Here is a 23,942-nt window from a genome sequence, read left to right on the forward strand (position 1 = left end):
ATGTATGTGTTAGGCCTGCCGCCAGCGTTCAATCTGAGCCATGATCAAACTCTTCAGTTCAAACATCTTTGGGTTTTTAAGAAACCCTAAACTTGGCTCAGCAATCGTTGGTTACATCTTTGATTTCTCGCGGAGTAACTTGTGATGCTGATAATCTTGTTGACTATCAGTCTGACTCCACAAGCACCCACACGAATTGCTTGATTCAGTTGTTAAAGAGCGGTTGGTTAAGATCTTTCGTCTCAACCGAGGCGCGCATTCTACAGCAGCCTCATTTGCTGTCAAGTGATTATTTTCAGAAGYTTTCAAAGTTTCCTTTGTAACTTCAACCACTTGCGCTTCCGATCTCTCGTTAGCGGGAGGCGAATTCTACAGCGTTACACGCTGCTGTCAACACCTCTTTTTCTCCGCTTTCGACCGAGAAGATCGAACCGTTAATAGAGCCAAACTACACCGCTCTATCAACTCCTTCCAGGCTTCGATGATCTGAAGCAGCTCGCTGCCGAAACCTACATAACTCTTTGTTTACCAAGGAGTTTTCCGTTTCGACTGCGCCGGAAGTGGGGCGAATTATAGACTTCCAGAATCTGCCGTCAACACCTTTTTTCACAATACTGTCATATCGGTCAAAAAAGCCCGGAAAAGCAAAGGCCGGCCCCAAGGGGCCGGCCTTCTATTACGCGAACTTACAAGCTGGGAAAGGCAAACTGCGACGCTTCATGGCTGGCCCGTTGCGGCCAACGCTGGGTAATCGCCTTGCGACGGGTGTAGAAACGCACCCCATCCGGCCCATAAGCGTGCAAGTCGCCAAACAGCGAACGCTTCCAGCCACCAAAGCTGTGATACGCCACCGGCACCGGCAGCGGCACGTTGACACCCACCATGCCCACTTCAATCTCGTCACAGAACAACCGCGCCGCTTCGCCGTCACGGGTGAAGATACAAGTACCGTTGCCGTATTCGTGATCATTGATCAGTTGCATGGCGGCTTCCAGGCTGTTCACCCGCACCACACACAGCACCGGCCCAAAGATCTCTTCTTTATAGATGCGCATCTCCGGCGTCACACGATCGAACAGACTGCCCCCCAGGAAGAAACCTTCTTCGTGACCGGCAATACTCAGACCGCGACCATCGACCACCAGCTCAGCGCCCGAAGCCACACCCTCTTCTATATAGCCACTCACTTTATCCCGCGCCTGCCCAGTCACCAGCGGCCCCATGTCCAACCCGCAGGAAGTGCCCGCACCAATCTTCAGCGCCTTGACCTGCGGCACCAGCTTGGCGATCAACGCATCCGCCACCTGGTCGCCGACACACACGGCAACAGAGATCGCCATGCAACGCTCACCACACGAACCATACGCTGCGCCCATCAAGGCACTGACCGCATTGTCCAAGTCCGCATCCGGCATCAGCACCGCATGGTTCTTCGCCCCGCCCAGCGCCTGTACGCGCTTGCCGCGTTTGGTGGCTTCGGAATAGATGTACTCGGCAATCGGCGTCGAGCCCACGAAGCTCAACGCTTTGACTTCCGGCGCTTCGATCAGTGCATCCACGGCGCCTTTGTCGCCGTGCACCACACTCAACACGCCTTTAGGCAAGCCAGCTTCCTGCAACAATTGTGCAATCAGCAATGTCGAGCTTGGATCACGCTCCGACGGCTTGAGGATGAAGCAGTTGCCGCAGACGATCGCCAGCGGGTACATCCACAACGGCACCATGGCCGGGAAGTTGAACGGTGTGATGCCGGCCACCACACCCAGCGGTTGGAAATCAGACCAGGCGTCGATGTTCGGGCCGACGTTACGGCTGTACTCGCCCTTGAGGATTTCCGGTGCCGAGCACGCGTACTCCACATTCTCGATCCCGCGCTTCAACTCACCGGCCGCATCTTCCAGCGTCTTGCCGTGCTCTTCGCTGATCAGCTGGGAGATGCGCGCTTCGTTCTGTTCCAGCAATTGCTTGAAACGAAACATCACCTGGGCACGCTTGGCCGGCGGCGTGTTGCGCCACGCCGGGAAAGCCGCCTTGGCCGAGTCGATGGCACTTTGAATGGTTTCACGGCTGGCCAACGGCACCTGGTGAATCACCTGGCCAGTCGACGGGTTGTACACGTCAGCCGTGCGACCGTTCTCGGTCACCAGTTGGCCGTTGATCAAATGCTGGATGAGGCTCATGCAGGGCTCCTGAAAAGTTGTTCTATATAGAAGGAGAAATCAGTCGATCTTGTTCAGCACTTCGCCGACCGCATCGAACAAGCGATCCAGGTCCTGCGGCTTGCTGTTGAAGGTTGGCCCGAATTGCAGGGTGTCGCCGCCAAAGCGCACGTAGAAGCCGGCTTTCCACAAGGCCATGCCGGCCTCGAATGGACGCACGATCGCATCACCATCACGCGGCGCAATCTGGATCGCACCGGCCAGGCCATAGTTACGAATATCGATCACGTTCTTGCTGCCCTTCAGCCCGTGCAACGCATTCTCGAAATGCGGTGCGACTTCGGCCACGCTCTGCACGAGGTTTTCCTTCTGCAGCAGGTCGAGTGCCGCCAGGCCAGCCGCGCAGGCCACCGGGTGAGCCGAGTAGGTGTAACCGTGTGGGAATTCCACCGCGTACTCTGGCGTCGCCTGGTTCATGAATGTCTGATAAATCTCGGTGCTGGCAATCACCGCGCCCATCGGGATCGCGCCGTTGGTGACTTGCTTGGCGATGCACATCAGGTCCGGAGTCACGCCAAAGCTGTCGGCGCCAAACATCGAACCGGTACGACCGAAGCCGGTGATCACTTCGTCGAACACCAACAGGATGTTGTGTTGATCGCAGATCTCACGCAGACGCTTCAGGTAACCCTGCGGCGGCACCAACACGCCAGCGGAACCCGCCATCGGCTCAACAAACACCGCTGCGATGTTCGACGCATCGTGCAACTCGATCAGCTTGAGCAACTCATCCGCCAGGGCAATACCGCCCAGCTCCGGCATGCCACGGGAGAAGGCATTGCTCGCCAACAGGGTGTGAGGCAGATGGTCAACATCCATCAGGCCCTGGCCAAAAATCTTACGGTTGCCGTTAACGCCGCCCAGACTGGTACCGGCGATGTTCACACCGTGATAACCACGGGCACGGCCAATCATCTTGGTCTTCGTCGCCTGGCCCTTCAGGCGCCAATAGGCACGCACCATCTTCACCGCAGTGTCGGCGCACTCGGAGCCGGAGTCGGTGAAGAACACATGGTTCAGGTTGCCCGGGGTCAGGTCGGTAATTTTTTCTGCCAGCTGGAACGACAAAGGATGACCGTATTGGAAGCCCGGCGAGTAGTCCAATGTGCCCAGTTGCTTGGCCACCGCTTCCTGGATTTCCTTGCGGGTGTGCCCGGCGCCGCAGGTCCACAGACCCGACAGCGAGTCATACACCTTGCGCCCCTTGTCATCGGTCAACCAGCTGCCTTCGGCCGCCACGATCAGGCGCGGGTCACGATGGAAGTTACGGTTGGCGGTGTACGGCATCCAGTGGGCGTCCAGCTTCAATTGGCTGGCCAGGGTGGACGGAGCGTTTTCGGGCATGTTCATGAGCAAAACCTCGCAAGGCAAAAGGCAGCGTAGGGATTTGAAAAGCGTTGTTGCAGCTAAATTGCCACGGGGATAAAGTCGGTGAAATTCAACTCTTCTAACCTTCAGTCAGGCCTTCACTAAACTATGAGCAGCCGTCGACCCGACCCACTGGCCCAAGTCAGCGACTTCGATATCCGCTTGTTGCGCATCTTTCGCAGCGTGGTGGAGTGCGGTGGCTTCTCGGCGGCGGAAACCGTACTGGGGATTGGACGCTCGGCCATCAGCCAGCAGATGAGTGACTTGGAGCAGCGCCTTGGCCTACGCCTGTGCCAGCGTGGGCGTGCGGGTTTTTCCCTGACCGAGGAAGGACGCGAGGTGTATCAGTCAGCGCTTCAGTTACTCAGCGCACTGGAAAGTTTCCGCACCGAGGTCAACGGATTGCACCAGCATTTGCGCGGCGAACTGATCATCGGCCTGACCGACAACCTGGTCACCCTGCCCCACATGCGCATTACCCACGCCCTGGCGCAGTTGAAGGAGCGGGGGCCGGACGTGCAAATCCAGATCCGCATGATCGCCCCCAATGAAGTGGAACAAGGTGTGCTCGACGGCCGCCTGCATGTCGGCGTAGTCCCCCAGGCAAGCGCCTTGTCGGGCCTCGAATACCAGCCGTTGTACAGCGAGCGCTCGCTGCTTTACTGCGCGGTCGGCCACCCGCTGTTTTTTGCCGACGACAAGCAACTCGAAGACGAGCGCATCAACAGCCAGGACGCCATCGCCCCGACCTTCCGCTTGCCGGCCGATATCCAGGCTCACTACCAGGCGCTCAATTGCACCGCCAGCGCCTCGGACCGCGAGGGCATGGCCTTCCTGATCCTGACCGGCCGCTACATCGGCTACCTGCCCGATCACTACGCCAGCCTTTGGGTACAACAAGGCCGACTGCGCGCGCTGAAACCGGCCACGCGTTTTTACGATTTGAGCCTCGCTTCGGTCACGCGCAAGGGCCGTCGCCCTCATTTGGTGCTGGAAAGCTTCCTCGAAAGCTTGGCCGCAACGCGCTAGCACGGGCCTCACATAAAAACCTGAGCAACTGGACAGCTTTTTGCAAGGCATGGTGACCTAGAACCGTCAGCCATGAGTTACCACGCCATGCCGCCAGAATCCTCCAGCCCCAGCGACCTGATCTACGGCCTCAACGACCGCCCCAAACCACTGCCCGCCTTGCTTGCTGCATTGCAGCATGTGTTGGCTGCCTTTGTCGGCATCATCACCCCGCCGCTGATCATCGGCTCCACCCTGGGCCTGACCGCCCACCTGCCCTACCTGATCAGCATGGCATTGATGGTTTCCGGTGTAGGCACCTTCATCCAGGCACGTAGGCCGTTCGGGATTGGCGCCGGGATGATCTGCCTGCAAGGCACCAGCTTCGCGTTTCTCGGCGCGGTGTTGTCGGCGGGGTTTCTGGTCAAGCAACGGGGCGGCAGCCCGGAAGACATCCTGGCGATGATTTTCGGTATTTGCTTCTTCGGCGCAGCGGTGCAAGTAGTCTTGAGCCGTTTCATCGGTCAGCTCAGAAGGGTGATCACGCCATTAGTCACCGGCATTGTCATCACCCTGATTGGTATCAGCCTGATCAAAGTCGGCATCACTGACTTGGGCGGCGGCTTCAACGCGCCGGACTTCGGTGCCCCGACCAACCTGGCGCTCGGCCTGTTCGTGGTGTTAACGATCATCCTGCTCAACCGCTCGAACACGCCGTGGGTTCGCCTCAGCGCGATCATCATCGGCCTGGCGTTAGGCAGCCTCGCCGCATGGCTCAGCGGCAAACTCGTCCCACAAGCCCTGCCTGACTTGCCATTGATCAGCCTGCCTACACCGTTCCACTTTGGTTTCAACTTCGACTGGAGCGCTTTCCTGCCGGTGGCGCTGATTTATCTGATCAGCACCATCGAAACCGTCGGCGACCTCACCGCCAACTGCATGATCGCCCGCCAGCCCATCAGCGGCCCTTCCTATATAAGCCGGCTCAAGGGTGGCGTGCTGGGGGATGGCATCAGTTGCATGATCGCCGCCACCTTCAGTGCCTTTCCCAACACGACGTTCGCCCAGAACAACGGTGTGATCCAACTGACCGGGGTCGCCAGCCGTTACGTCGGCCTGTACATCGGCGTGGTGCTGTTTTGTCTCGGAATGTTTCCGTTGATTGGCGCGGTGCTGCAACAAATTCCCAAGCCGGTGCTGGGCGGCGCGACCCTGGTGATGTTCGGCAGCGTGGCGGCCGCCGGCGTGCGCATCCTCGCGCAGGCACCGCTGGATCGACGCAGCATGCTGATCATCGCCACTTCGTTCGGCGTGGGCCTGGGGATCGCCGCCCAGCCAAACCTGCTGCACCTGATGCCCACCCTGGTGCAGAACCTGTTCGACTCGGCCATCACCAGCGGCGGCCTGACCGCCATTGTGTTGTGCCTGTTGCTGCCTGAACCCAAGGCCACCGCGGATGCCGCAAACCGGGCATTGGAAAGCGACACTCTGGAACCGCTTTGACGGTTTTATCGTATCGGGACTTGTCTGGGGCTTGAGGGTGGGTTATCTGTGCACACGTCGTCTTCATCGATCTGCACGGAAACCTCCATGAGCCTCGAAGTTCCTGCCCACAGCAACCACGCCGGAAAACCTGCAAGCCGCATTCGCCAAAAGAACGAACAAGCGATTTTGCAGGCCGCCGAAGACGAGTTCGCCCGTCATGGCTACAAAGGCACCAGCATGAACACCATCGCGGCGAGTGCCGGGTTGCCGAAAGCCAACTTGCACTACTACTTCACCAACAAGCTGGGGCTGTACATTGCCGTGCTCAGCAACATCCTCGAATTGTGGGACAGCACGTTCAACACGCTGACCGCCGAGGATGACCCGGCCGCCGCCCTGACCCGCTACATCCGCACCAAGATGGAATTCTCGCGGCGCCAGCCACAGGCCTCGCGCATCTTCGCGATGGAGATCATCAGCGGCGGTGAATGCCTGACCGAATATTTCAGCCAGGACTACCGCGCCTGGTTCAGCGGCCGTGCGGCGGTGTTCCAGGCCTGGATCGACGCCGGCAAGATGGACCCCGTCGACCCGGTACACCTGATCTTCCTGCTGTGGGGCAGCACCCAGCATTACGCCGACTTTGCCACGCAAATCTGCCGCGTGACCGGGCGCACCAAGCTGACCAAGCAAGACATGGAAGACGCCGGCACCAACCTTATCCACATCATTCTCAAAGGCTGTGGCATCAAGCCCGCCCTCTAAACGAAGTTACCCATGCCTTTCACGCTTACCGGCTTTTGCGAATTTCGCGAAGAAATTCGCAAAAGCCGCTTCATTACCCTCGCCGCCCCCATCGCCAGCCCACAGGACGCCCAGGCCTTCATCGACCAGCACAGCGACCTGAACGCCACGCACAACTGCTGGGCCTGGAAACTCGGCGATCAATACCGCAGCAACGATGATGGCGAACCCGGCGGCACGGCCGGGCGACCGATCCTGGCCGCGATCGAAGCGCAGGATTGCGACCAGGTCGTGGTGTTGGTGATCCGCTGGTACGGTGGCATTCAACTGGGTACCGGCGGCCTGGCCCGCGCCTATGGCGGCGGCGCCAACAAATGCCTGCAGGCAGCCGAGCGCGTCGAACTGATCAAACGCGTGCCGCTGAGTTGTTCCTGTGGTTTTGCCGAACTGCCCTTGGTGAAGTTACGGGTGGCCGAGTTGGGCGGGCTGGTGACAGAAGAAATCTTCACCGCCAATGGCGTCGACCTGCAATTGGCTCTCGGCGAAGCACACATCGACACGCTGCAAACCCAACTCGCCGACCTGAGCCGCGGACGCATTCTGCTGCAGCGCTGAAACTGCCCACATCTACTGTGCACCTGCCTGTGGATAACCTGAGCACACCCGCCTGTAACCCTTCTGTCACAAGGGTTTCAGGCGGTTGTTCAGTTTTTGCTCAGCCGGCCACACTAAAGTATTAATCCGGCTCAAAAACAGTCAGTTAGCCGGGTTATGTCCTTTAGAACAAAGGGCCGCAGCGCTTATATCCACCGATCACGCTTGCGCACAATTCCTGTGGAGCAACCTGTGGATAACCCGTGCAAGAGTGACCCGGCGGCAGAGCCCGCAACGCCCCGGCACAACTGATCATTTTTTAATCAACTCGCTGCCCTACGCACCGGCATTAATTGCGCTATCGCCCACAGCACTTCAAACACCACGACGATCACCAACACCGTACTGGCACCGTGGGCGAGCGCGTAAATCTGCCAGGTAGCAAACAGCACGCGGCCAGCTGCGTCATAGCGACCAAAAATCGCCTGGGGATCGCGGATTCGCAGCACCGACCACACGCAGACAATCGAGCCCATCAGGTTGGCCATCAACCTATGCACAGGCGCGAACGGCGGCAGCTCGCCGGGCAGGTTCAGCGCCACCAGGGCGTTATGCAGCAGGTCAAACGTCCAGGGTGTGACCAGCGCGGCGGTGACGATCAAGTCATACCAGCCGCTGGCCCGGACCAGTCGACGGTATTGGTGTGCAGTCCACATAGCAGCAAGCTCCTTCAATTCAAGAAGCCAGCAGGCTAAAGCCTGGAGTATGCTCAAGGGTCAAGCCCACCAGAGCTCTCTACATGCGTATCGGCGAATTAGCCCAGGCCAGCCAGGTCAGCCGCGACACCCTGCGCTTCTACGAGCAGCGCGGGTTGATTGCCGCGCAACGCAGCGCCAACGGTTACCGCGACTACCCCGCCGACATGGTGCAGTTGGTGCTGTACATCAAGACCGCCCAGCGCCTGGGCTTCAGCCTCAGTGAAATTGGCAACAGTGTCGGCGCATTGTGGCAAGCTCCAGACCCCGACAGCGCCGTCACCCAACTGCTGCAAGACAAGCTCAACCTGATCGAAACCCGCATTACTGAACTCGAACAACTGCGCCAGGAGTTGCAACAACGACTCGGGCAACGTTGCCCACTGAACCCGTGAACCTCCACCGTCAAAGGAAGCCATTCATGTCTACGTCAAAAACCGCACTGATTATCGGCGCCTCCCGGGGCCTCGGCCTTGGCCTGGTCAAGCAACTGCTGGCGGACGGCTGGGAGGTGACCGCTACCGTACGCGACCCGCAAAAGGCCGATGCGTTGAAGGCCCTGGGCCCGGTGCAGATCGAAAAGCTCGACATGGATGATCAACAGGCCGTGATCGCCCTGAGCCAGCGTCTCAAGGAGAAAACCTTCGACCTATTGTTCGTCAACGCCGGGGTCAAAGGTCCCGCCAATCAGGAGCCGGGCCACGCCACACTGGCTGAAGTCGGCCAACTGTTTTTCACCAACGCCGTGGCGCCGATCAACCTGGCCCAGCGTTTTGTCGGGCAGATCCGCCCGGACACCGGCGTGCTGGCCTTCATGAGTTCGATCCTGGGCAGCGTCACCATCCCCGACGGCTCGGACCTGGCCCTGTACAAAGCCAGCAAGGCCGCCCTCAACTCCATGACCAACAGTTTTGTCACCCAGTTGGGCGACCAGAAACTGACCGTGCTGTCGTTGCACCCGGGCTGGGTGAAAACCGACATGGGCGGCGAAAACGCGCACATCGACGTACCTACCAGCGTCCGCGGCCTGGTCGACCAGGTGAATGCCTACACCGGCAAGGGCGGCCATCACTTTGTGGACTACAAGGGCGACACCATCGCCTGGTAAAAACACCAGGATCGTTATCGGCGGATTGCCGTCGATAACGATCCACACGTAAACTGCGCACCTCGCCCTCCCCGGCGACCCTGGATCAGCAGACAGGGCAACACTGAGCTGGCAAACCTGAACCCATCATTCAGAGGAGCCGGCCAATGCCTGCGACCCGTATCTGGTTAAAAAACCCCCTCGCGATTTTCACTGCCAATGGCCTCGATGCCCGTGGCGGCCTGGTGCTGCAAGACGGTGTGATCACCGAAGTGCTGGGCTGGGGCCGAGAACCCGCCGTGCCCTGTGGACAAGTGTTCGATGCCCGTGAGCATGTGGTGCTTCCGGGGCTGATCAACACCCACCATCACTTCTACCAAACCCTGACCCGCGCCTGGGCGCCGGTGGTCAACCAGCCGCTGTTTCCCTGGTTGAAAACCCTGTACCCGGTGTGGGCCCGCCTCACCCCGGAAAAACTCGCGCTCGCCTCCAAAGTCGCCCTCGCTGAATTGCTGCTCTCGGGCTGCACCACCGCGGCAGACCACCACTACCTGTTCCCTGACGGCCTTGAACAGGCGATCGACGTGCAAGTCGACAGCGTGCGGGAACTGGGCATGCGCGCCATGCTCACCCGCGGCTCCATGAGCCTGGGCGAAGCCGATGGCGGGCTGCCACCGCAGCAAACGGTGCAACAGGGCGAAGTGATTCTGGAAGACAGCCGCCGCCTGATCCGCCAGTACCACGAGCGCGGCGACGGCGCGCAAATCCAGATTGCCCTGGCGCCCTGCTCCCCGTTTTCCGTCACCCCGGAAATCATGGAAGCCAGCGCCGAACTGGCGAATAACCTCGACGTGCGCCTGCACACGCACCTGGCGGAAACCCTCGACGAAGAAGACTTCTGCCTGCAGCGTTTCGGCCTGCGCACCGTGGATTACCTCGACAGCGTCGGCTGGCTCGGCCCACGCACGTGGCTGGCCCATGGCATTCACTTCAACCCCGAAGAAATCGCACGCCTTGGTGCCGCCGGAACCGGGATATGCCATTGCCCGAGCTCCAACATGCGCCTGGCTTCCGGCATATGCCCGACCCTCGACCTGCTCGCCGCCGGCGCACCGATTGGCCTGGGCGTGGACGGTTCGGCGTCCAACGATGCGTCGAACATGATCCTGGAAACGCGCCAGGCGTTGTACATCCAGCGCCTGCGTTACGGGGCCGAGAAGATCACCCCGGAACTGGTGCTGGGCTGGGCCACCAAAGGCTCGGCGCAGTTACTTGGCCGCAGCGACATCGGCGAACTGGCCGTCGGCAAACAAGCCGACCTGGCGCTGTTCAAACTCGATGAGCTGCGCTTCTCCGGCAGCCACGACCCGATCTCGGCACTGCTGCTGTGCGGCGCCGACCGGGCGGACCGGGTGATGGTCGGCGGCAAATGGCGGGTGATCGACGGACAGGTCGAGGGCCTGGATCTGAAGGGCTTGATTGCCGATCACAGCCAGGCGGCGCGGGCGCTGATCAGCGGGATCTAAGCCAGGCACAGATCAAATGTGGGAGCCGGGCTTGCCCGCGATGCAGGCACCTCGGTCTTTCAGTTGCACCGAGGTGATGCTATCGCAGGCAAGCCAGCTCCCACATTTGATCAGCGGTGTACTCAGGAAAGGTTACAACCCCAATAGCGACAACATGATAAACGTCGCAAACAACACAAAGTGGGTCATCCCTTCGATGGCGTTGGTTTCGCCATCGTTGAGGTTGATCGCGCTGACGATCAGCGTGATAAACACCATCACGGTCTGCACCGGTGTCATCGCCATTTGAAACGGCTGGCCGGTGTACAAGGCCATGGCTTCCATCACCGGCACGGTCAAAATCACCGTCGACAGCGACGCCCCCAGCGCGATGTTCACCACCGACTGCATGCGGTTGGCCAACGCTGCGCGCAATGCGGTCAAAATCTCCGGGGCGGCGGAAATCGCGGCCACGATGATCGCCGTAATCACCGGTGGAGCGCCCGTGCCCTCCAGGCCCAGGTCGAGAGTCTTGGACATCACCTCGGCCAACGCGCCAATCACAATCACGCCAAACACCAGGGTCCCGATGGAGAACGCCAGGTTGATCGGCGGCGACTCGTCTTCCGGCTGTTTCTTGCGGCGTTTTTCCGGGTAGCTGTAGCTGAAGAAATAACTGTGGGGCCCCACCTGCATCCGCAGGAACAGGGTGTAGAGCACCACCATCGCGCCGATGGTGAAGGCCGAGTAAATTTTCCAGTCGGCCTCAGGGATAAACTCCGGCACCACCATCGACACGCCCATGGCGGTAAGGATCATCACGCTGTAGGTCCGAGCCGAATCGTCGTTGTAGGACTGTTCGCCATGCTTGATCCCACCCATCAGCGCCGCCAGGCCAAGGATGCCATTGATGTCGAGCATCACCGCCGAATAGATGGTGTCGCGCACCAGGGTCGGAGACGGCTCGTTGCTCATCATGATCGCCAGAATCACCACTTCCACCAGCACGGCGGCGAGGGTCAGGATCATGGTGCCGTAGGGATCGCCAACCTTTTCCGCCAGTTGCTCGGCGTGGTGAGCCACGCGCATCGAGGCCACGACGATAAAGCCGATCAGCGCCACGCCGCCCAACAGCGCCACCATCTGCCCGCTGTGCAGCATCCAGTGCTCCAGCGGGTAGGCGGCGATGGCGGCAATCAGCGCCAGCAGCATGAATTTTTCTTGCTTGATTGATGTGAGCATTACAGGCCTTTTATACGCGGCAAATCCGTCATTGATGGGGTACAGACTGCACCGCGCCGCTAACGTTTCGTTACACCTTAGTTCACGCACCGCTTGCACGACGCCCGCGGATGCTCACCGCTTGGTCAGGTTTTACCGATTATTTCGGCGTGCGCCTGTAGAATGCCGCCATTGCACCTGATGAGAATTTATAAATGTACGATTGGCTCAACGCCCTGCCCAAGGCTGAATTGCACCTGCACCTGGAAGGCTCGCTGGAGCCTGAGCTGCTGTTCGCCCTGGCCGAACGCAACAAGATCGCGCTGCCGTGGGACGACGTCGAAACCCTGCGCAAGGCCTACGCCTTCAACAACCTGCAAGAGTTTCTCGACCTCTATTACAAGGGCGCCGATGTACTGCGCACCTCCCAGGACTTCTACGACCTGACCTGGGCCTACCTGCTGCGCTGCAAGGCCCAGAACGTGATCCACACCGAACCGTTCTTCGACCCGCAGACCCACACCGACCGTGGCGTGCCCTTCGAAGTAGTGCTCAATGGCATTGCCGCCGCATTGAAAGACGGCGAGCAGCAACTGGGCATCACCAGCGGTTTGATCCTCAGCTTCCTGCGCCACTTGAGCGAAGAGGAAGCCGAGAAAACCCTCGACCAGGCGCTGCCATTCCGTGACGCGTTCGTGGCCGTGGGCCTGGACAGTTCGGAAATGGGCCACCCGCCGAGCAAGTTCCAGCGCGTGTTCGACCGTGCCCGTCACGAAGGTTTCCTGACCGTCGCCCACGCCGGTGAAGAAGGGCCGCCGGAATACATCTGGGAAGCCATCGACCTGCTGAAGATCCAGCGTATCGACCATGGCGTACGCGCCATTGAAGACGAGCGCCTGATGCAGCGGATCATCGATGAGCAGATCCCGCTGACGGTGTGCCCGCTGTCCAACACCAAGCTGTGCGTGTTCGACGACATGTCCCAACACAACATTCTCGACATGCTTGAGCGTGGGGTGAAGGTCACGGTGAACTCGGATGACCCGGCGTACTTCGGCGGTTATGTCACCGAGAATTTCCATGCGTTGTACACCTCCCTGGGCATGACCCAGGACCAGGCCAAACGCCTGGCGCAAAACAGCCTGGATGCGCGGTTGGTCAAGCCTTAACGACCGACCGATGCGGCAAGCCGGGCAATTTCCAGTTGCCCGGCTTCACTGACCTGCAACGCCTGGGACTCATTGATCACACTGCCCCAGCTCGACTGCATGCACAGTTGCAACAGCGCGGCCCCCAACGCACCGCCCAGGTGCGGCTGCCGTTCGCTCCAATCAAAACACTCACACACGATCGGCTGCACCAGCGCCTGGGTGAAAATCCCCAGCCCTGCCAGTTTGCGCGCCCCCAAGGGCGTTACGTCCGTGCGCTGCTCCGCACGCTCGATCCAGCCGGCCGCCATCATCCGTTGATACACACCCGCTGCCAGTTCGCCACCTAAATGGCCTTGGCAAAGCCTGGCCCGCCGTAACGCAGCAGGCGCGATCAGTGACCGGGTATGAGTCGGCGTATTGCGGGCGACGCTGGCCATGGTGGTACAGGCCAGTGCATCCACGGCGGCCCCCACATCGGCTGCAGCCACACGAAAGAAGCGTTTGCCGCTCCGGGCTTCGACGCGCAACAGGCCGCCGGCCGTCAATCGCGTCAAATGGGCATTGGCTGATGCCGGGGACAGCCCCGCAAGTAGAGCCAATTCATCGGAGGGTTTGGCCGAGCCGTCCATCAACGCCCACACCATCGCGGTACGTTTGGGGTCGGCCAATAATGTTGCGATCTGACTGATGCAAGGTGCCCGTTCCATGTGCTCATTCACTCCCTGTTAAAGCATTCGTCTGCTGCGGTTCGCGCAAAAGTATAAGCGTGAAAACGCCGGGTTCCGTGCCGTCTTACAGCACAACCAACGACAGAGGCTGAAGGAAACTTCCCGATATTCCCGGGTTTATGGTGTAGAAGCCGACCGCTCCGGCAACTGCGCAGTCAATGTCGCACAACGGGCAACGAGCATTTCCCGCAGAAGATTGATCGGCTTGCTCAGTTGCGCGCGATGGGCGCACAACAGGTTGAGGGGCGTACGCTCGCCCCGCAATTCCGGCAGGATCAGGCGCAGGCGCCCGGCCAGCACATCGCTGCTCACATCCAGCCAGGACTTATAAGCAATACCGACCCCGGCCACCGCCCAGCGCCGCACCACATCGGCGTCATCACTGAAGCGGTCGCCGGTTACGGTCAGGCTGACGTCGCGTTTGCCATCGTTGAAACCCCAATGGTCGTGCACCCGGCTGCCGAGCATATACAGCAGGCAATTGTGCTGTGTCAGTTGCTCCAGATGCCGAGGCTCTCCGTGTCGCGCCAAGTAGCTGGGCGCGGCGCAGAGCACGCGGTAGTTGTCCGGGGCGATGGGCAGCGCGATCAGGCTGGAGTCTTCCGGCTCGCCATAGCGCAGGGCGATATCCACCGGCTGACGGAACAGGTCGGCAATCCGGTCGCCCAACAGCAGGCGCACGCTCAGCTCGGGGTACTCGCGCTGAAACTCATCCAGCCAGGGCAGCAGCTGGTTACGCCCGAAGTCCGACGGCGCCGACAGTTGCAGCACCCCGCTGACCTGGTCCTGGCCGCTGGCCAATAAACGCCGGCCTTCATCCAGGCTGCTCAAGGCCGCCCGGGCATACTCCAGAAAGCCCTCGCCCTCAGCCGTCAGGCGCAGGCTGCGGGTAGAGCGCGCCAGCAACCGCGCGCCCAGTTGCTGCTCGATGCGCTTCAACGCCGCGCTGGCCACCGCCGCCGACATGTCCATGACCCGCGCTGCAGCCGAGAGGCTGCCCAGGTCTGCGGCGCGCACAAACAACTGCAAATCGTCGAAACGCAGCATCCCGGCCCCATTATCAAAAAAACATTGAAAGAGACTGCTCTTTTAGCGGGTTTTATCTTCGAGAGAAATAGCCAATCATCTGTCCATCCCGTTCATCACGTGTCAGGAGTCGAATATGTCCGCTGCCTTTAACGTCATCGCCACGCTGATCGCCAAACCCGGCCAACAGGCCACCCTGGAAACCCTGCTGCGCGAGCTGCTGGAACCGACGCGCGTCGAAGCCGGCTGCCAGCAGTACGACCTGCACCAGGATCTGCAACACCCCGAGACCTTCTACATGCTCGAACGCTGGAGCGACGACGCCGCGCTGGCCGACCACGACCAGAGCGCCCATATCCAGAATTTCCGCGCCAAGGCCGCCGACGTACTCGAGCATTTCGAACTCAAGCGCCTGAAGTTTCTTGCCTGATCAACCGACCCCTTTTTTGGAAGCCCTCATGAAAGCCATCGCCTACTACGCCGCATTGCCCATCAACGATCCAAAATCCCTGCAAGACATCGAACTGCCAGAACCGGTCGCCGGCCCGCGTGACCTGCTGGTGGAAGTCAAAGCCATCTCGGTCAACCCGGTGGACACCAAGGTGCGCCAGAACGTCGCCCCGGAAAATGGCGCCGCCAAAGTCCTGGGCTGGGACGTGGCCGGTGTGGTCAAGGCCGTGGGCAGCGAAGTGAGCCTGTTCAAGGTCGGTGACAAGGTGTTCTACGCCGGCTCCCTGGTGCGCCCCGGCGGCAACAGCGAACTGCACACCGTAGACGAGCGCATTGTCGGCCATATGCCAAAAACCCTGGGTTTCGCCGATGCTGCAGCCCTGCCGCTGACCGCCATCACTGCCTGGGAATTACTCTTCGAACGCCTGCAAGTGCGCGAAGGCAAGGCCGATGAAGGCCAGAGCCTGCTGATCGTCGGTGCGTCCGGTGGTGTGGGATCGATCCTGACTCAACTGGCGAAACAACTCACCGGCCTGAAAGTTATCGGCACCGCCTCCCGCCCGGAAACCCAAGCGTGGGCCAAGGACCTGGGCGCCGACCTGGTGATCGACCACAGCAAACCCTTGAGCGAAGAGCTGAAAAACGCCGGCCATCCGCAGGTGAACTACGTCGCCAGCCTGACCCAGACCGACCAGCACCTGGACCAACTGGTGGAAGCGCTGATTCCCCAGGGCAAACTGGCGCTGATTGATGACCCCAAGGCGCTGGACGTGAGCAAACTCAAGCGCAAGAGCCTGTCGCTGCATTGGGAGTTCATGTACACCCGCTCGATGTTCGAGACCGCCGACATGATCGAGCAACACAACCTGCTCAACCGCGTGGCCGAACTGATCGACGCAGGTACCCTGAAAACCACGGTGGGCGAGCACTTTGGCGTGATCAACGCGGCCAACCTGCGCCGCGCCCACGAACTGCTGGAAAGCGGCAAGGCCAAGGGCAAAATCGTGCTGGAAGGGTTCTAACCAAACGATCTGTCAGTGTCGTCTGTTATTCACCTGAGTAATGGACGACACCGCTAGTCAGAGACTTGATCCTTGTCACATTTGTGGACGCATTCAGGTTTATATTGGCCGCCTTTGCCACGATTCTTTTACGCGAGGAAGTCAGCAATGAAGATCCTGATAAAAGCGTTAGCAAAATCCCACGGCAACAAATGGCAGGTTCGTCTCGACCAGAACGCCTTCACCTTCCGCAGTGAGGCCGAAGCCCGCGCGTTTGCCGACACCCTGCAAACCCGTATCCAGGCACCTCACCGATTCCCCGAAAGCCAGCAGCGTTCTGCTGGCTGACCTGCTCATTCCGCCGCTTGCAGTGCCCGTTGGCGCTGCAGGCGTCGGGTCAGCATCGCGAACGTCACGGCCAATACGCCACACAAGCTGATGACCATCGCCATCGGCATCGCCGTGCCGTCGTGCAACACCCCGACCAACGATGCCGCGCCGGCGGCCACACCAAACTGAATGCAACCGAGCAACGCCGACGCGCTGCCCGCCCGTGCGCCCTGCCCGCTCATGGCGCAGGCCGAAGTGTTGGGCAAAATGCAGCCCAGACTGGCGATGCAGATAAACAGCGGCACCAGCAGTGGCCACAAGGCGTCAGTGCGCAAAGCTGTAATGGCCAGCAACGACAGACCCGCCGCCAGGTACACCCACACGGTGCGCGACAACAGGAACGCCGGGCCGCGCGAGGCCAGCAGGCGCGCATTCACCTGTGCAACCAGGATAAAGCCGGCGGCGTTGGAGCCAAAGACCCAGCCATAGTGCTCGGCAGGCACGCCATAGAGTTTGATAAAGACGAAAGGCGAACCCGCGATGTAGGCAAACATGCCGGCAATCGAGATGCCACCGGTCAAGGCGTAGCCCAGGTACACCCGGTCCGACAGCAACCGGCCGTACTGGCGCAGGGCACCCGACAGGGGCTGACGCGGTTGATGGGCGGGAAAACTTTCCGGCAACCCGACTGCCACCGCGAGGGCCGCCATCACACTGAACGCCGTCAGCGCGATGAAGATCGACTGCCAGCCCCACACACCGACCATCACTCCACCCGCCAGCGGCGCAAGGATCGGCGCCAGCCCGGTGACCAGCATCAGTTGGGAAAACACCTTGGCCGAGCCCACCGCGTCGCATTTGTCACTCACCACCGCGCGGGAGATCACCATGCCCGCACAACCGCCCAGGGCCTGGACGAAGCGCGCGCCGATCAGCCATTCCAGCGAAGGTGCGTATGCACAGGCGAACGACGCCAGGGTAAACAGAGTGACGCCGCTGAGCAGCGGCCCACGCCGGCCAAAACGGTCCGCCAGCGGCCCATAGATCAACTGGCCGATCGCCAGGCCCGTGAAGTACACGGCCAAGGTCAGCTGAATATGTTTTTCGTCGGTGCCGAATGCCACGGCCATGGCCGGGAAACCCGGCAGGTAGAAGTCGATGGCCAACGGCGCGAACGCGCTCAAGGCCCCCAAAATCAGGATTATACGAAGGTTCATCAGGCACCCAGGTGAGTCGGCAGCCCAACAGTCTAGCCGGGCTCGGGTGCCTTGAACATTAAGTTAGCTCGCTAACTATCAGAAAGTCAGGCGAGTTTGACGCTGTAGCCTTCTTCGCTGATCAGGTTGATCACCTCCGCCGGGGACAGCAGGCTGCTTTCCACGCCGACTTCCTTTGCCGCGAGGTCGACCCGCACGCTGGCCGCCGGATCCTTATCCTGCACCGCCTGGGTGACCGAGCGAACGCAGTGGCCGCAGGTCATTCCTTCAACGCTGAACACTTGCATGACATGACTCCTTTGATGAGGTTGCCCGCAGTGTTGACCTTGCCACGATGGCAAGGTCAAGTTCTGAAAACATCGGCCGGGCTGGCATTCATTCGCGCCCTCGGCCAAGCTGCACCTATCCACGATGTGAACCTCGGAGAATTCGCCATGCGCTGGTCGTTTTTTGGCCTTGTCAGCCTGATGGGCTTGTTTGCCGCTGTGCCACCGGCCAGCGCGGATGAAGATTATGCGGTGCTGATCATTTCCCGGGAGCGCCTGGAAGTGCCGACCAACTGCGAGATTGGTTTGTATATTCAGGACCAGTTGGCCGGGCGGCTGTTCCAGGAGCAGGCCACGTCCTTCAACTTGCCGGCCGGGAATGTGTCACTGCGCCTGAAGTTACTGCCGGGGCAATCCCAGGGCTGCTTGCCGGGCATGCTCGCGCCGCCGGCGCAAAACATCACATTGAAGGCGGGCGACGTGCGCAAGTTGCGTATCGCGCAAGGGCCGGACGGCATGTATCTGAAGCCGGCGGCATTGGAATATTGAAACATTGATCTGAAGCCTTGACCTTCCCCACAGGTCAAGGTTGATCCTAGGGGCAATCTCTCCTGGAGTACTGCCCATGAACGGATCCACCACCTTCGACCTGCCCATCAGTGGCATGACCTGCGCCAGCTGCGCCGGGCGGGTTGAACGGGCACTGGGAAAAGTGCCCGGGGTGCAAAGCGTCAGCGTCAACCTGGCCAACGAACGCGCCCACATTGAAGTGCTCGGCCAAATGGACCCTGGCGTCCTGATCGCCGCCGTCGACAAGGCCGGCTACACCGCCACCCTGCCCCAAAGCGAAACCGCCACCCAAGCCAGCCAGGAACAACGGCTAAGCCATGAACGCTGGTCGCTGCTGCTGGCAATTTTGCTCGCTGCGCCGTTGGTGTTGCCGATGCTGGTGCAACCGTTCGGCCTGCACTGGATGTTGCCGGCCTGGGTCCAGTTCACCCTGGCCACCCCGGTGCAATTCATCTTCGGTGCGCGCTTCTATATCGCTGCCTGGAAAGCCGTGCGCGCCGGGGCCGGCAACATGGACCTGCTGGTGGCCATCGGTACCAGCGCCGGTTACGGCCTGAGTATCTATGAGTGGCTCACGGCAACCGCGGGCACAATGCCGCATCTTTACTTCGAAGCCTCAGCGGTGGTGATCGCCCTGGTGCTGCTGGGCAAATACCTGGAAAGCCGCGCCAAACGCCAGACCGCCAGCGCCATCCGCGCCCTGGAAGCCTTGCGCCCGGAGCGGGCGATTCAAGTGATCGATGGCCGCGAGCACGACGTCGCCATCACCGCCCTCAAGCTCAATGACCTGGTGCTGGTCAAACCCGGCGAACGCTTCCCTGTGGATGGCGAAGTGGTCGAAGGCCAAAGCCACGCCGACGAAGCATTGATCAGCGGTGAAAGCCTGCCAGTGCCAAAACAGCCCGGAGACGCCGTGACAGGCGGCGCGATCAACGGCGAAGGCCGACTGCTGGTGCGCACCCTGGCCCTTGGCGCAGAAAGCGTGCTGGCGCGGATCATCCGCCTGGTGGAAGACGCCCAGGCGGCCAAGGCACCCATCCAGAAACTGGTGGATAAAGTCAGCCAGGTGTTCGTGCCGGTGGTGCTGGTGCTGGCCCTGGCCACGCTGATCGGCTGGTGGTTGTATGGCGCTCCGCTGGAGGTCGCGCTGATCAATGCCGTCACCGTGTTGGTGATTGCCTGCCCTTGCGCCCTGGGCCTGGCCACCCCCACCGCCATCATGGCCGGTACCGGCGTCGCCGCCCGCCACGGGATTCTGATCAAGGACGCCGAAGCCCTGGAGCGTGCCCACGAAGTCAGCGCCGTGGTGTTCGACAAGACCGGCACCCTGACCTCCGGCGCACCAAAAATCGCGCACCTGGTTGCTGTCGATGGCAATGAAGCGGCACTGCTGCAACAGGCCGGCGCACTGCAACGCGGCAGTGAACACCCGTTAGCCAAGGCGGTGCTGGATGCTTGCGCCGAACGTGGCTTGAACGTGGCCGATGTCAGCGCCAGCCAGTCCCTGACCGGGCGTGGCATTGCCGGCACCCTCGACGGACGGCAGCTGGCGTTGGGCAACCGTCGCCTGCTGGACGAAACCGGCTTGAGCACCGGCGACCTCGCCGATTCGGCCAGCGCCTGGGAGGCCGAGGGCCGCACCCTGTCCTGGCTGATCGAGCAAGGCCCGCAGCCGCGCGTGCTGGGCCTGTTTGCCTTTGGCGACACCCTCAAACCGGGCGCCCTGCAAGCGATACAACAACTCAAGGCCCGGCAAATCAGCAGCCACCTGCTGACCGGCGATAACCGAGGCAGCGCCCGCGTGGTCGCCGAAGCCTTGGGCATCGACGACGTGCACGCCGAAGTGCTGCCCGCCGACAAGGCCGCCACCGTCGCCGAGCTGAAAAAGACCGGCGTGGTGGCGATGGTCGGCGACGGCATCAACGACGCGCCCGCCCTGGCCGCAGCCGATATCGGCATCGCCATGGGCGGCGGCACCGACGTGGCCATGCACGCGGCGGGCATTACCCTGATGCGCGGCGACCCACGGCTGGTGCCTGCCGCGCTGGAAATCAGCCGCAAGACCTACGCTAAAATTCGACAGAATCTGTTCTGGGCCTTTGTGTATAACTTGATCGGCATTCCGCTGGCCGCATTCGGCCTGCTTAACCCCGTCATGGCCGGCGCGGCCATGGCCCTGTCCAGCGTCAGCGTGGTGAGTAACGCGCTGCTGCTGAAAACCTGGAAACCCAAGGACCTGGAGGACGAGCGTCCATGAACATCGGCCAAGCAGCACGCCAAAGCGGCCTGAGCGCGAAGATGATTCGTTACTACGAGTCTATCGGTTTGTTGAAAGCGGCCCATCGCACCGACAGCGGCTACCGTATTTATGGCGCCGATGACCTGCACACCCTGGCGTTTATCAAGCGTTCGCGGGACCTGGGGTTTTCCCTGGAGGAAGTCGGCAAGCTGCTGACGCTGTGGCAGGACCGCGGGCGCGCGAGTGCCGACGTCAAGGCGCTGGCCCGCCAGCACATCGATGAGCTGAACCAGAAGATCCGCGAGTTGGGGCAACTGCGCGATACGTTGCAGGACCTGGTGGAACACTGCCAGGGTGACCACCGGCCGGATTGCCCGATCCTCAAGGAACTGGCGTCGGGCAGCTGTTGCGCCTGACGATTTAACTGACTGCACAAAAAACAAATGTGGGAGCGGGCTTGCTCGCGAAAGCGGTGGATCAGTCAACTGATGTATTGACTGACACTACGCATTCGCGAGCAAGCCCGCTCCCACCTTTGGATATCCACCAGCCGTTGGATCACTGCATCCAGGGCGGCGGTGGAGGCTCCTCCGAGGCTTTGCTCGGTGGCGCATCGTCTGCCGCGCGAATCGCCTGGCGACGCTCTTCATCGAGCCGCGCCGCTTCGATCTCGCGAATAACCCCGCCCACGTCAGCCAACTCTTCCGGCTCGTCGAACTCGCCGGTCAACACGCTGGCCGGGTGCAGGGTGCCGGCTTCGTACAGCGCCCACATCTCCTTGGCGTACTTGGTCTTCTTCAATTCCGGGGCAAAACGCCCGAAGTAGGAAGCCATGTTGCCCACATCCCGCTCCAGCATGCTGAACGCGTGATTGTTGCCTGCTGCATCCACCGCCTGAGGCAGGTCGATGATCACAGGGCCGGTCGGCGTCAGCAGCACGTTGAACTCGGAAAGGTCACCGTGCACCAGGCCGGTACACAACATCAGCACGATCTGGGTAATCAGGAAGGCGTGGTATTCGCGGGCCTGGTCCGGGTCCAGCGTCACGTCATTCAAACGTGGCGCAGCGTCACCGTATTCATCGGCCACCAGTTCCATCAGCAGCACGCCTTCGAGGAAGTCGTACGGCTTGGGCACGCGAACGCCCGCACCGGCCAGACGAAACAGCGCCGCTACCTCGGCGTTCTGCCAGGCGTCTTCGGTTTCTTTCTTGCCGAACTTGGAGCCCTTGGCCATGGCCCGGGCCTGACGGCTGTTACGGACCTTGCGGCCTTCCTGGTATTCGGACGCCTGACGAAAACTTCGTTTATTCGCCTCCTTGTAGACCTTGGCGCAACGTAACTCGTTGCCGCAGCGCACCACGTAAACAGCTGCTTCTTTACCACTCATGAGTGGGCGCAGCACCTCGTCGACCAGACCGTCCTCGATCAGGGGTTCAATGCGTTTAGGAGTCTTCATCAGCTTTTATTGTGGGTCCTTTATTACCAAACACGCGTATGGCACTCGTTATACGGCAATCCTCTCGCCGCGGGGAGAGGGTACCGACCTTTGACCGCTTAAGAATGCATCCAATATGCCAGATTAACCGGCGGCCCGATCATAGCCGAGATCAGCGCTCAATAATCGCCGTGACGCCCTGGCCCCCGGCGGCGCAGATCGAGATCAGGCCCCGGCCCTTGCCGGCGGCGTCCAGCAGCTTGGCCAGGTTGGCGACGATGCGCCCGCCGGTGGCTGCAAACGGATGGCCGGCGGCCAATGAACTGCCCTTGACGTTCAAGCGGCTGCGGTCGATGGAACCCAGCGGCGCGTCCAGCCCCAGGCGAGTCTTGCAGTATTCCGGGTCTTCCCAGGCCTTCAGCGTGCACAACACTTGGGCAGCGAACGCTTCGTGGATCTCGTAGTAATCGAAGTCCTGCAGTGTCAGACCATTCCTCGCCAGCAAACGTGGCACGGCATACACCGGCGCCATCAGCAGGCCTTCGGCGCCGTTGACAAAATCCACTGCCGCCGCTTCGCCATCACGCAGGTAAGCGAGGATCGGCAAACCCCTCTCCTGGGCCCAGGCTTCACTGCCCAGCAGCACCAACGAAGCACCGTCGGTCAGTGGCGTTGAATTGCCGGCGGTGAGGGTGCCCTTTTCGCTGCGCTCAAAAGCGGGTTTGAGGCTGGCGAGTTTTTCCAGGGTCAGGTCGGGGCGCAGGTTGTTGTCGCGGGTCAGGCCGAGAAAGGGCGTGAGCAAATCGTTTTGCCAGCCTTCGGCATAGGACGCCGCCATTTTCTGGTGGCTTTCCAGCGCCAACTGATCCTGCTCGGCGCGGGGAATCTGCCAGGTCTGCGCCATTAATTCGCAATGCTGGCCCATGGACAAACCGGTGCGCGGCTCGCCATTGCGCGGCAGTTCCGGCTTGAGGTGATGGGGACGAAGTTGTAACAGGACTTTTAATTTATCCGCCATGGATTTGCTGCGATTGGCTTGCAGCAGGATCTTGCGCAGGCCCTCGTTCACCCCGATCGGCGCGTCGGACGTGGTGTCGACGCCACCGGCGATCCCGCTTTCGATCTGCCCCAGCGCAATCTTGTTCGCCACCAGCAATGCCGCTTCGAGGCCGGTGCCGCAGGCCTGCTGAATATCGTAGGCCGGGGTCTGCGGCGACAGGCGCGAGCCCAGCACGCATTCGCGGGTCAGGTTGAAGTCCCGGGAATGCTTGAGCACCGCCCCGGCGGCCACCTCGCCAACGCGCAGGCCGTGCAGGTTGTAGCGTTCGATCAGGCCTTCCAGGGCGGCGGTCAACATCGCCTGGTTACTCGCCGTGGCATAAGGGCCGTTGGAGCGGGCGAAGGGGATGCGGTTACCGCCAATGATCGCTACCCGGCGCAATTGAGTCATGGAAAGCTCCCTGAAGGTTGTGGGGTGAGTCTTTGAGACTAGCCTAGGCTCAATCGAACGACTTTCACCTATTGATGGTCCACCGTTTGAA

At 61.0% G+C, this 23,942-nt stretch carries 24 protein-coding genes; 14 read left to right on the top strand and 10 right to left on the bottom strand.

All coding sequences use genetic code 11. From position 1 onward, the window contains the following. Window positions 1-686: 686 nt before the first annotated feature. A complete protein-coding gene (locus P3C29_RS15855; RefSeq protein WP_201126085.1) occupies window positions 687-2,180 on the bottom strand; it encodes a CoA-acylating methylmalonate-semialdehyde dehydrogenase in 1,494 nt (497 codons plus the stop codon). Between the two features lie 39 nt (window positions 2,181-2,219). After that, entirely contained in the window at window positions 2,220-3,569 is a 1,350-nt protein-coding gene (locus P3C29_RS15860) for an aspartate aminotransferase family protein (protein WP_010174133.1), read from the bottom strand. Window positions 3,570-3,695: 126 nt separating this feature from the next. Between P3C29_RS15860 and P3C29_RS15865 the strand changes: the two genes are divergently transcribed. The 4 genes from P3C29_RS15865 to P3C29_RS15880 all read left to right on the top strand — a co-directional run bounded on the left by P3C29_RS15865 (window position 3,696) and on the right by P3C29_RS15880 (window position 7,439). Next, complete coding sequence (locus tag P3C29_RS15865; protein ID WP_275964894.1) at window positions 3,696-4,616, top strand: LysR family transcriptional regulator; 921 nt, start codon at window positions 3,696-3,698, stop codon at window positions 4,614-4,616. An 87-nt stretch (window positions 4,617-4,703) separates the two neighbouring features. Continuing rightward, a complete protein-coding gene (locus tag P3C29_RS15870) occupies window positions 4,704-6,098 on the top strand; it encodes a nucleobase:cation symporter-2 family protein (RefSeq protein WP_201126269.1) in 1,395 nt (464 codons plus the stop codon). An 87-nt stretch (window positions 6,099-6,185) separates the two neighbouring features. Next, entirely contained in the window at window positions 6,186-6,845 is a 660-nt protein-coding gene (locus P3C29_RS15875; protein WP_010174127.1) for a TetR/AcrR family transcriptional regulator, read from the top strand. Window positions 6,846-6,857: 12 nt separating this feature from the next. Continuing rightward, on the top strand, window positions 6,858-7,439 hold the full coding sequence (locus P3C29_RS15880) for a YigZ family protein (protein ID WP_010174125.1): 582 nt from the start codon (window positions 6,858-6,860) through the stop codon (window positions 7,437-7,439). A gap of 302 nt (window positions 7,440-7,741) precedes the next feature. On the opposite strand, the gene P3C29_RS15885 is transcribed toward P3C29_RS15880, so the two are convergent. Continuing rightward, window positions 7,742-8,134: a hypothetical protein gene (locus tag P3C29_RS15885; protein WP_201126082.1), complete on the bottom strand. Its 393-nt coding sequence runs from the start codon at window positions 8,132-8,134 to the stop codon at window positions 7,742-7,744. A gap of 83 nt (window positions 8,135-8,217) precedes the next feature. Between P3C29_RS15885 and P3C29_RS15890 the strand changes: the two genes are divergently transcribed. The 3 genes from P3C29_RS15890 to P3C29_RS15900 all read left to right on the top strand — a co-directional run bounded on the left by P3C29_RS15890 (window position 8,218) and on the right by P3C29_RS15900 (window position 10,786). Next, window positions 8,218-8,568: a MerR family transcriptional regulator gene (locus P3C29_RS15890; protein WP_201126081.1), complete on the top strand. Its 351-nt coding sequence runs from the start codon at window positions 8,218-8,220 to the stop codon at window positions 8,566-8,568. Window positions 8,569-8,594: 26 nt separating this feature from the next. Then, window positions 8,595-9,281, top strand: a complete 687-nt coding sequence (locus P3C29_RS15895; RefSeq protein WP_201126080.1) for an SDR family oxidoreductase — start codon at window positions 8,595-8,597, stop codon at window positions 9,279-9,281. Window positions 9,282-9,427: 146 nt separating this feature from the next. Next, window positions 9,428-10,786, top strand: a complete 1,359-nt coding sequence (locus tag P3C29_RS15900; protein WP_201126079.1) for an 8-oxoguanine deaminase — start codon at window positions 9,428-9,430, stop codon at window positions 10,784-10,786. A gap of 132 nt (window positions 10,787-10,918) precedes the next feature. Here P3C29_RS15900 and P3C29_RS15905 read toward each other — a convergent pair whose 3' ends face one another. After that, a complete protein-coding gene (locus P3C29_RS15905) occupies window positions 10,919-12,007 on the bottom strand; it encodes a calcium:proton antiporter (protein WP_010174114.1) in 1,089 nt (362 codons plus the stop codon). A 194-nt stretch (window positions 12,008-12,201) separates the two neighbouring features. Here P3C29_RS15905 and P3C29_RS15910 point away from each other — a divergent pair, with 194 nt between their 5' ends. Beyond that, the gene (locus P3C29_RS15910; RefSeq protein WP_201126078.1) at window positions 12,202-13,155 is read left to right on the top strand and encodes an adenosine deaminase; all 954 of its coding nucleotides are present in this window, start codon (window positions 12,202-12,204) and stop codon (window positions 13,153-13,155) included. Here P3C29_RS15910 and P3C29_RS15915 read toward each other — a convergent pair. Both P3C29_RS15915 and P3C29_RS15920 read right to left on the bottom strand, forming a co-directional pair. Then, a complete protein-coding gene (locus P3C29_RS15915; protein ID WP_275964895.1) occupies window positions 13,152-13,844 on the bottom strand; it encodes a helix-turn-helix transcriptional regulator in 693 nt (230 codons plus the stop codon). The genes P3C29_RS15910 and P3C29_RS15915 overlap by 4 nt on opposite strands. A 138-nt stretch (window positions 13,845-13,982) precedes the next feature. Continuing rightward, on the bottom strand, window positions 13,983-14,912 hold the full coding sequence (locus P3C29_RS15920) for a LysR family transcriptional regulator (RefSeq protein WP_010174108.1): 930 nt from the start codon (window positions 14,910-14,912) through the stop codon (window positions 13,983-13,985). A gap of 115 nt (window positions 14,913-15,027) precedes the next feature. Between P3C29_RS15920 and P3C29_RS15925 the strand changes: the two genes are divergently transcribed. From P3C29_RS15925 to P3C29_RS15935, 3 genes are all read left to right on the top strand, one after another. Then, entirely contained in the window at window positions 15,028-15,321 is a 294-nt protein-coding gene (locus tag P3C29_RS15925) for a putative quinol monooxygenase (RefSeq protein ID WP_010174107.1), read from the top strand. Window positions 15,322-15,349: 28 nt separating this feature from the next. Then, window positions 15,350-16,363, top strand: coding sequence for a zinc-binding alcohol dehydrogenase family protein (locus P3C29_RS15930; protein WP_169386446.1), 1,014 nt, complete (start codon window positions 15,350-15,352; stop codon window positions 16,361-16,363). 147 nt (window positions 16,364-16,510) lie between these two features. Further along, a complete protein-coding gene (locus tag P3C29_RS15935) occupies window positions 16,511-16,690 on the top strand; it encodes a hypothetical protein (RefSeq protein WP_010174105.1) in 180 nt (59 codons plus the stop codon). A 5-nt stretch (window positions 16,691-16,695) separates the two neighbouring features. On the opposite strand, the gene P3C29_RS15940 is transcribed toward P3C29_RS15935, so the two are convergent. Further along, window positions 16,696-17,889: a multidrug effflux MFS transporter gene (locus tag P3C29_RS15940; protein ID WP_201126076.1), complete on the bottom strand. Its 1,194-nt coding sequence runs from the start codon at window positions 17,887-17,889 to the stop codon at window positions 16,696-16,698. Window positions 17,890-17,975: 86 nt separating this feature from the next. After that, complete coding sequence (locus P3C29_RS15945; RefSeq protein ID WP_063033291.1) at window positions 17,976-18,176, bottom strand: cation transporter; 201 nt, start codon at window positions 18,174-18,176, stop codon at window positions 17,976-17,978. 147 nt (window positions 18,177-18,323) lie between these two features. Between P3C29_RS15945 and P3C29_RS15950 the strand changes: the two genes are divergently transcribed. The 3 genes from P3C29_RS15950 to cueR all read left to right on the top strand — a co-directional run bounded on the left by P3C29_RS15950 (window position 18,324) and on the right by cueR (window position 21,380). Next, the gene (locus tag P3C29_RS15950; RefSeq protein ID WP_003211148.1) at window positions 18,324-18,704 is read left to right on the top strand and encodes a hypothetical protein; all 381 of its coding nucleotides are present in this window, start codon (window positions 18,324-18,326) and stop codon (window positions 18,702-18,704) included. A 76-nt stretch (window positions 18,705-18,780) separates the two neighbouring features. Next, entirely contained in the window at window positions 18,781-20,982 is a 2,202-nt protein-coding gene (locus P3C29_RS15955) for a heavy metal translocating P-type ATPase (RefSeq protein ID WP_275964896.1), read from the top strand. Beyond that, on the top strand, window positions 20,979-21,380 hold the full coding sequence (gene cueR / locus P3C29_RS15960; RefSeq protein WP_076017943.1) for a Cu(I)-responsive transcriptional regulator: 402 nt from the start codon (window positions 20,979-20,981) through the stop codon (window positions 21,378-21,380). The genes P3C29_RS15955 and cueR overlap by 4 nt, the downstream gene beginning before the upstream one ends. Before the next feature lie 142 nt (window positions 21,381-21,522). Here cueR and P3C29_RS15965 read toward each other — a convergent pair whose 3' ends face one another. Together P3C29_RS15965 and P3C29_RS15970 are read right to left on the bottom strand one after the other, a co-directional pair. Further along, window positions 21,523-22,422 (bottom strand): PA4780 family RIO1-like protein kinase, encoded by a 900-nt coding sequence (locus P3C29_RS15965; RefSeq protein WP_010174098.1) that lies wholly within the window; start codon window positions 22,420-22,422, stop codon window positions 21,523-21,525. A 151-nt stretch (window positions 22,423-22,573) separates the two neighbouring features. Then, complete coding sequence (locus P3C29_RS15970) at window positions 22,574-23,851, bottom strand: acetyl-CoA C-acetyltransferase (protein WP_275964897.1); 1,278 nt, start codon at window positions 23,849-23,851, stop codon at window positions 22,574-22,576. Window positions 23,852-23,942: the final 91 nt, after the last annotated feature.

The organism is Pseudomonas sp. 1912-s (assembly GCF_029269205.1).
Classification (GTDB): Bacteria; Pseudomonadota; Gammaproteobacteria; order Pseudomonadales; family Pseudomonadaceae; genus Aquipseudomonas.

Bases quoted from the DNA above. Each gene is read 5' to 3' on its own strand.
- P3C29_RS15895 (WP_201126080.1), top strand. From the start codon at position 8,595: ATGTCTACGTCAAAAACCGCACTGATTATCGGCGCCTCCCGGGGCCTC.
- P3C29_RS15860 (WP_010174133.1), bottom strand. From the start codon at position 3,569: ATGAACATGCCCGAAAACGCTCCGTCCACCCTGGCCAGCCAATTGAAG.
- P3C29_RS15950 (WP_003211148.1), top strand. From the start codon at position 18,324: ATGCGCTGGTCGTTTTTTGGCCTTGTCAGCCTGATGGGCTTGTTTGCC.
- P3C29_RS15865 (WP_275964894.1), top strand. From the start codon at position 3,696: ATGAGCAGCCGTCGACCCGACCCACTGGCCCAAGTCAGCGACTTCGAT.
- P3C29_RS15945 (WP_063033291.1), bottom strand. From the start codon at position 18,176: ATGCAAGTGTTCAGCGTTGAAGGAATGACCTGCGGCCACTGCGTTCGC.
- P3C29_RS15885 (WP_201126082.1), bottom strand. From the start codon at position 8,134: ATGTGGACTGCACACCAATACCGTCGACTGGTCCGGGCCAGCGGCTGG.
- P3C29_RS15900 (WP_201126079.1), top strand. From the start codon at position 9,428: ATGCCTGCGACCCGTATCTGGTTAAAAAACCCCCTCGCGATTTTCACT.
- P3C29_RS15955 (WP_275964896.1), top strand. From the start codon at position 18,781: ATGAACGGATCCACCACCTTCGACCTGCCCATCAGTGGCATGACCTGC.
- P3C29_RS15915 (WP_275964895.1), bottom strand. From the start codon at position 13,844: ATGGAACGGGCACCTTGCATCAGTCAGATCGCAACATTATTGGCCGAC.
- P3C29_RS15855 (WP_201126085.1), bottom strand. From the start codon at position 2,180: ATGAGCCTCATCCAGCATTTGATCAACGGCCAACTGGTGACCGAGAAC.
- P3C29_RS15935 (WP_010174105.1), top strand. From the start codon at position 16,511: ATGAAGATCCTGATAAAAGCGTTAGCAAAATCCCACGGCAACAAATGG.
- cueR (WP_076017943.1), top strand. From the start codon at position 20,979: ATGAACATCGGCCAAGCAGCACGCCAAAGCGGCCTGAGCGCGAAGATG.
- P3C29_RS15925 (WP_010174107.1), top strand. From the start codon at position 15,028: ATGTCCGCTGCCTTTAACGTCATCGCCACGCTGATCGCCAAACCCGGC.
- P3C29_RS15870 (WP_201126269.1), top strand. From the start codon at position 4,704: ATGCCGCCAGAATCCTCCAGCCCCAGCGACCTGATCTACGGCCTCAAC.
- P3C29_RS15930 (WP_169386446.1), top strand. From the start codon at position 15,350: ATGAAAGCCATCGCCTACTACGCCGCATTGCCCATCAACGATCCAAAA.
- P3C29_RS15875 (WP_010174127.1), top strand. From the start codon at position 6,186: ATGAGCCTCGAAGTTCCTGCCCACAGCAACCACGCCGGAAAACCTGCA.
- P3C29_RS15890 (WP_201126081.1), top strand. From the start codon at position 8,218: ATGCGTATCGGCGAATTAGCCCAGGCCAGCCAGGTCAGCCGCGACACC.
- P3C29_RS15910 (WP_201126078.1), top strand. From the start codon at position 12,202: ATGTACGATTGGCTCAACGCCCTGCCCAAGGCTGAATTGCACCTGCAC.
- P3C29_RS15920 (WP_010174108.1), bottom strand. From the start codon at position 14,912: ATGCTGCGTTTCGACGATTTGCAGTTGTTTGTGCGCGCCGCAGACCTG.
- P3C29_RS15905 (WP_010174114.1), bottom strand. From the start codon at position 12,007: ATGCTCACATCAATCAAGCAAGAAAAATTCATGCTGCTGGCGCTGATT.
- P3C29_RS15880 (WP_010174125.1), top strand. From the start codon at position 6,858: ATGCCTTTCACGCTTACCGGCTTTTGCGAATTTCGCGAAGAAATTCGC.
- P3C29_RS15970 (WP_275964897.1), bottom strand. From the start codon at position 23,851: ATGACTCAATTGCGCCGGGTAGCGATCATTGGCGGTAACCGCATCCCC.
- P3C29_RS15965 (WP_010174098.1), bottom strand. From the start codon at position 22,422: ATGAAGACTCCTAAACGCATTGAACCCCTGATCGAGGACGGTCTGGTC.
- P3C29_RS15940 (WP_201126076.1), bottom strand. From the start codon at position 17,889: ATGAACCTTCGTATAATCCTGATTTTGGGGGCCTTGAGCGCGTTCGCG.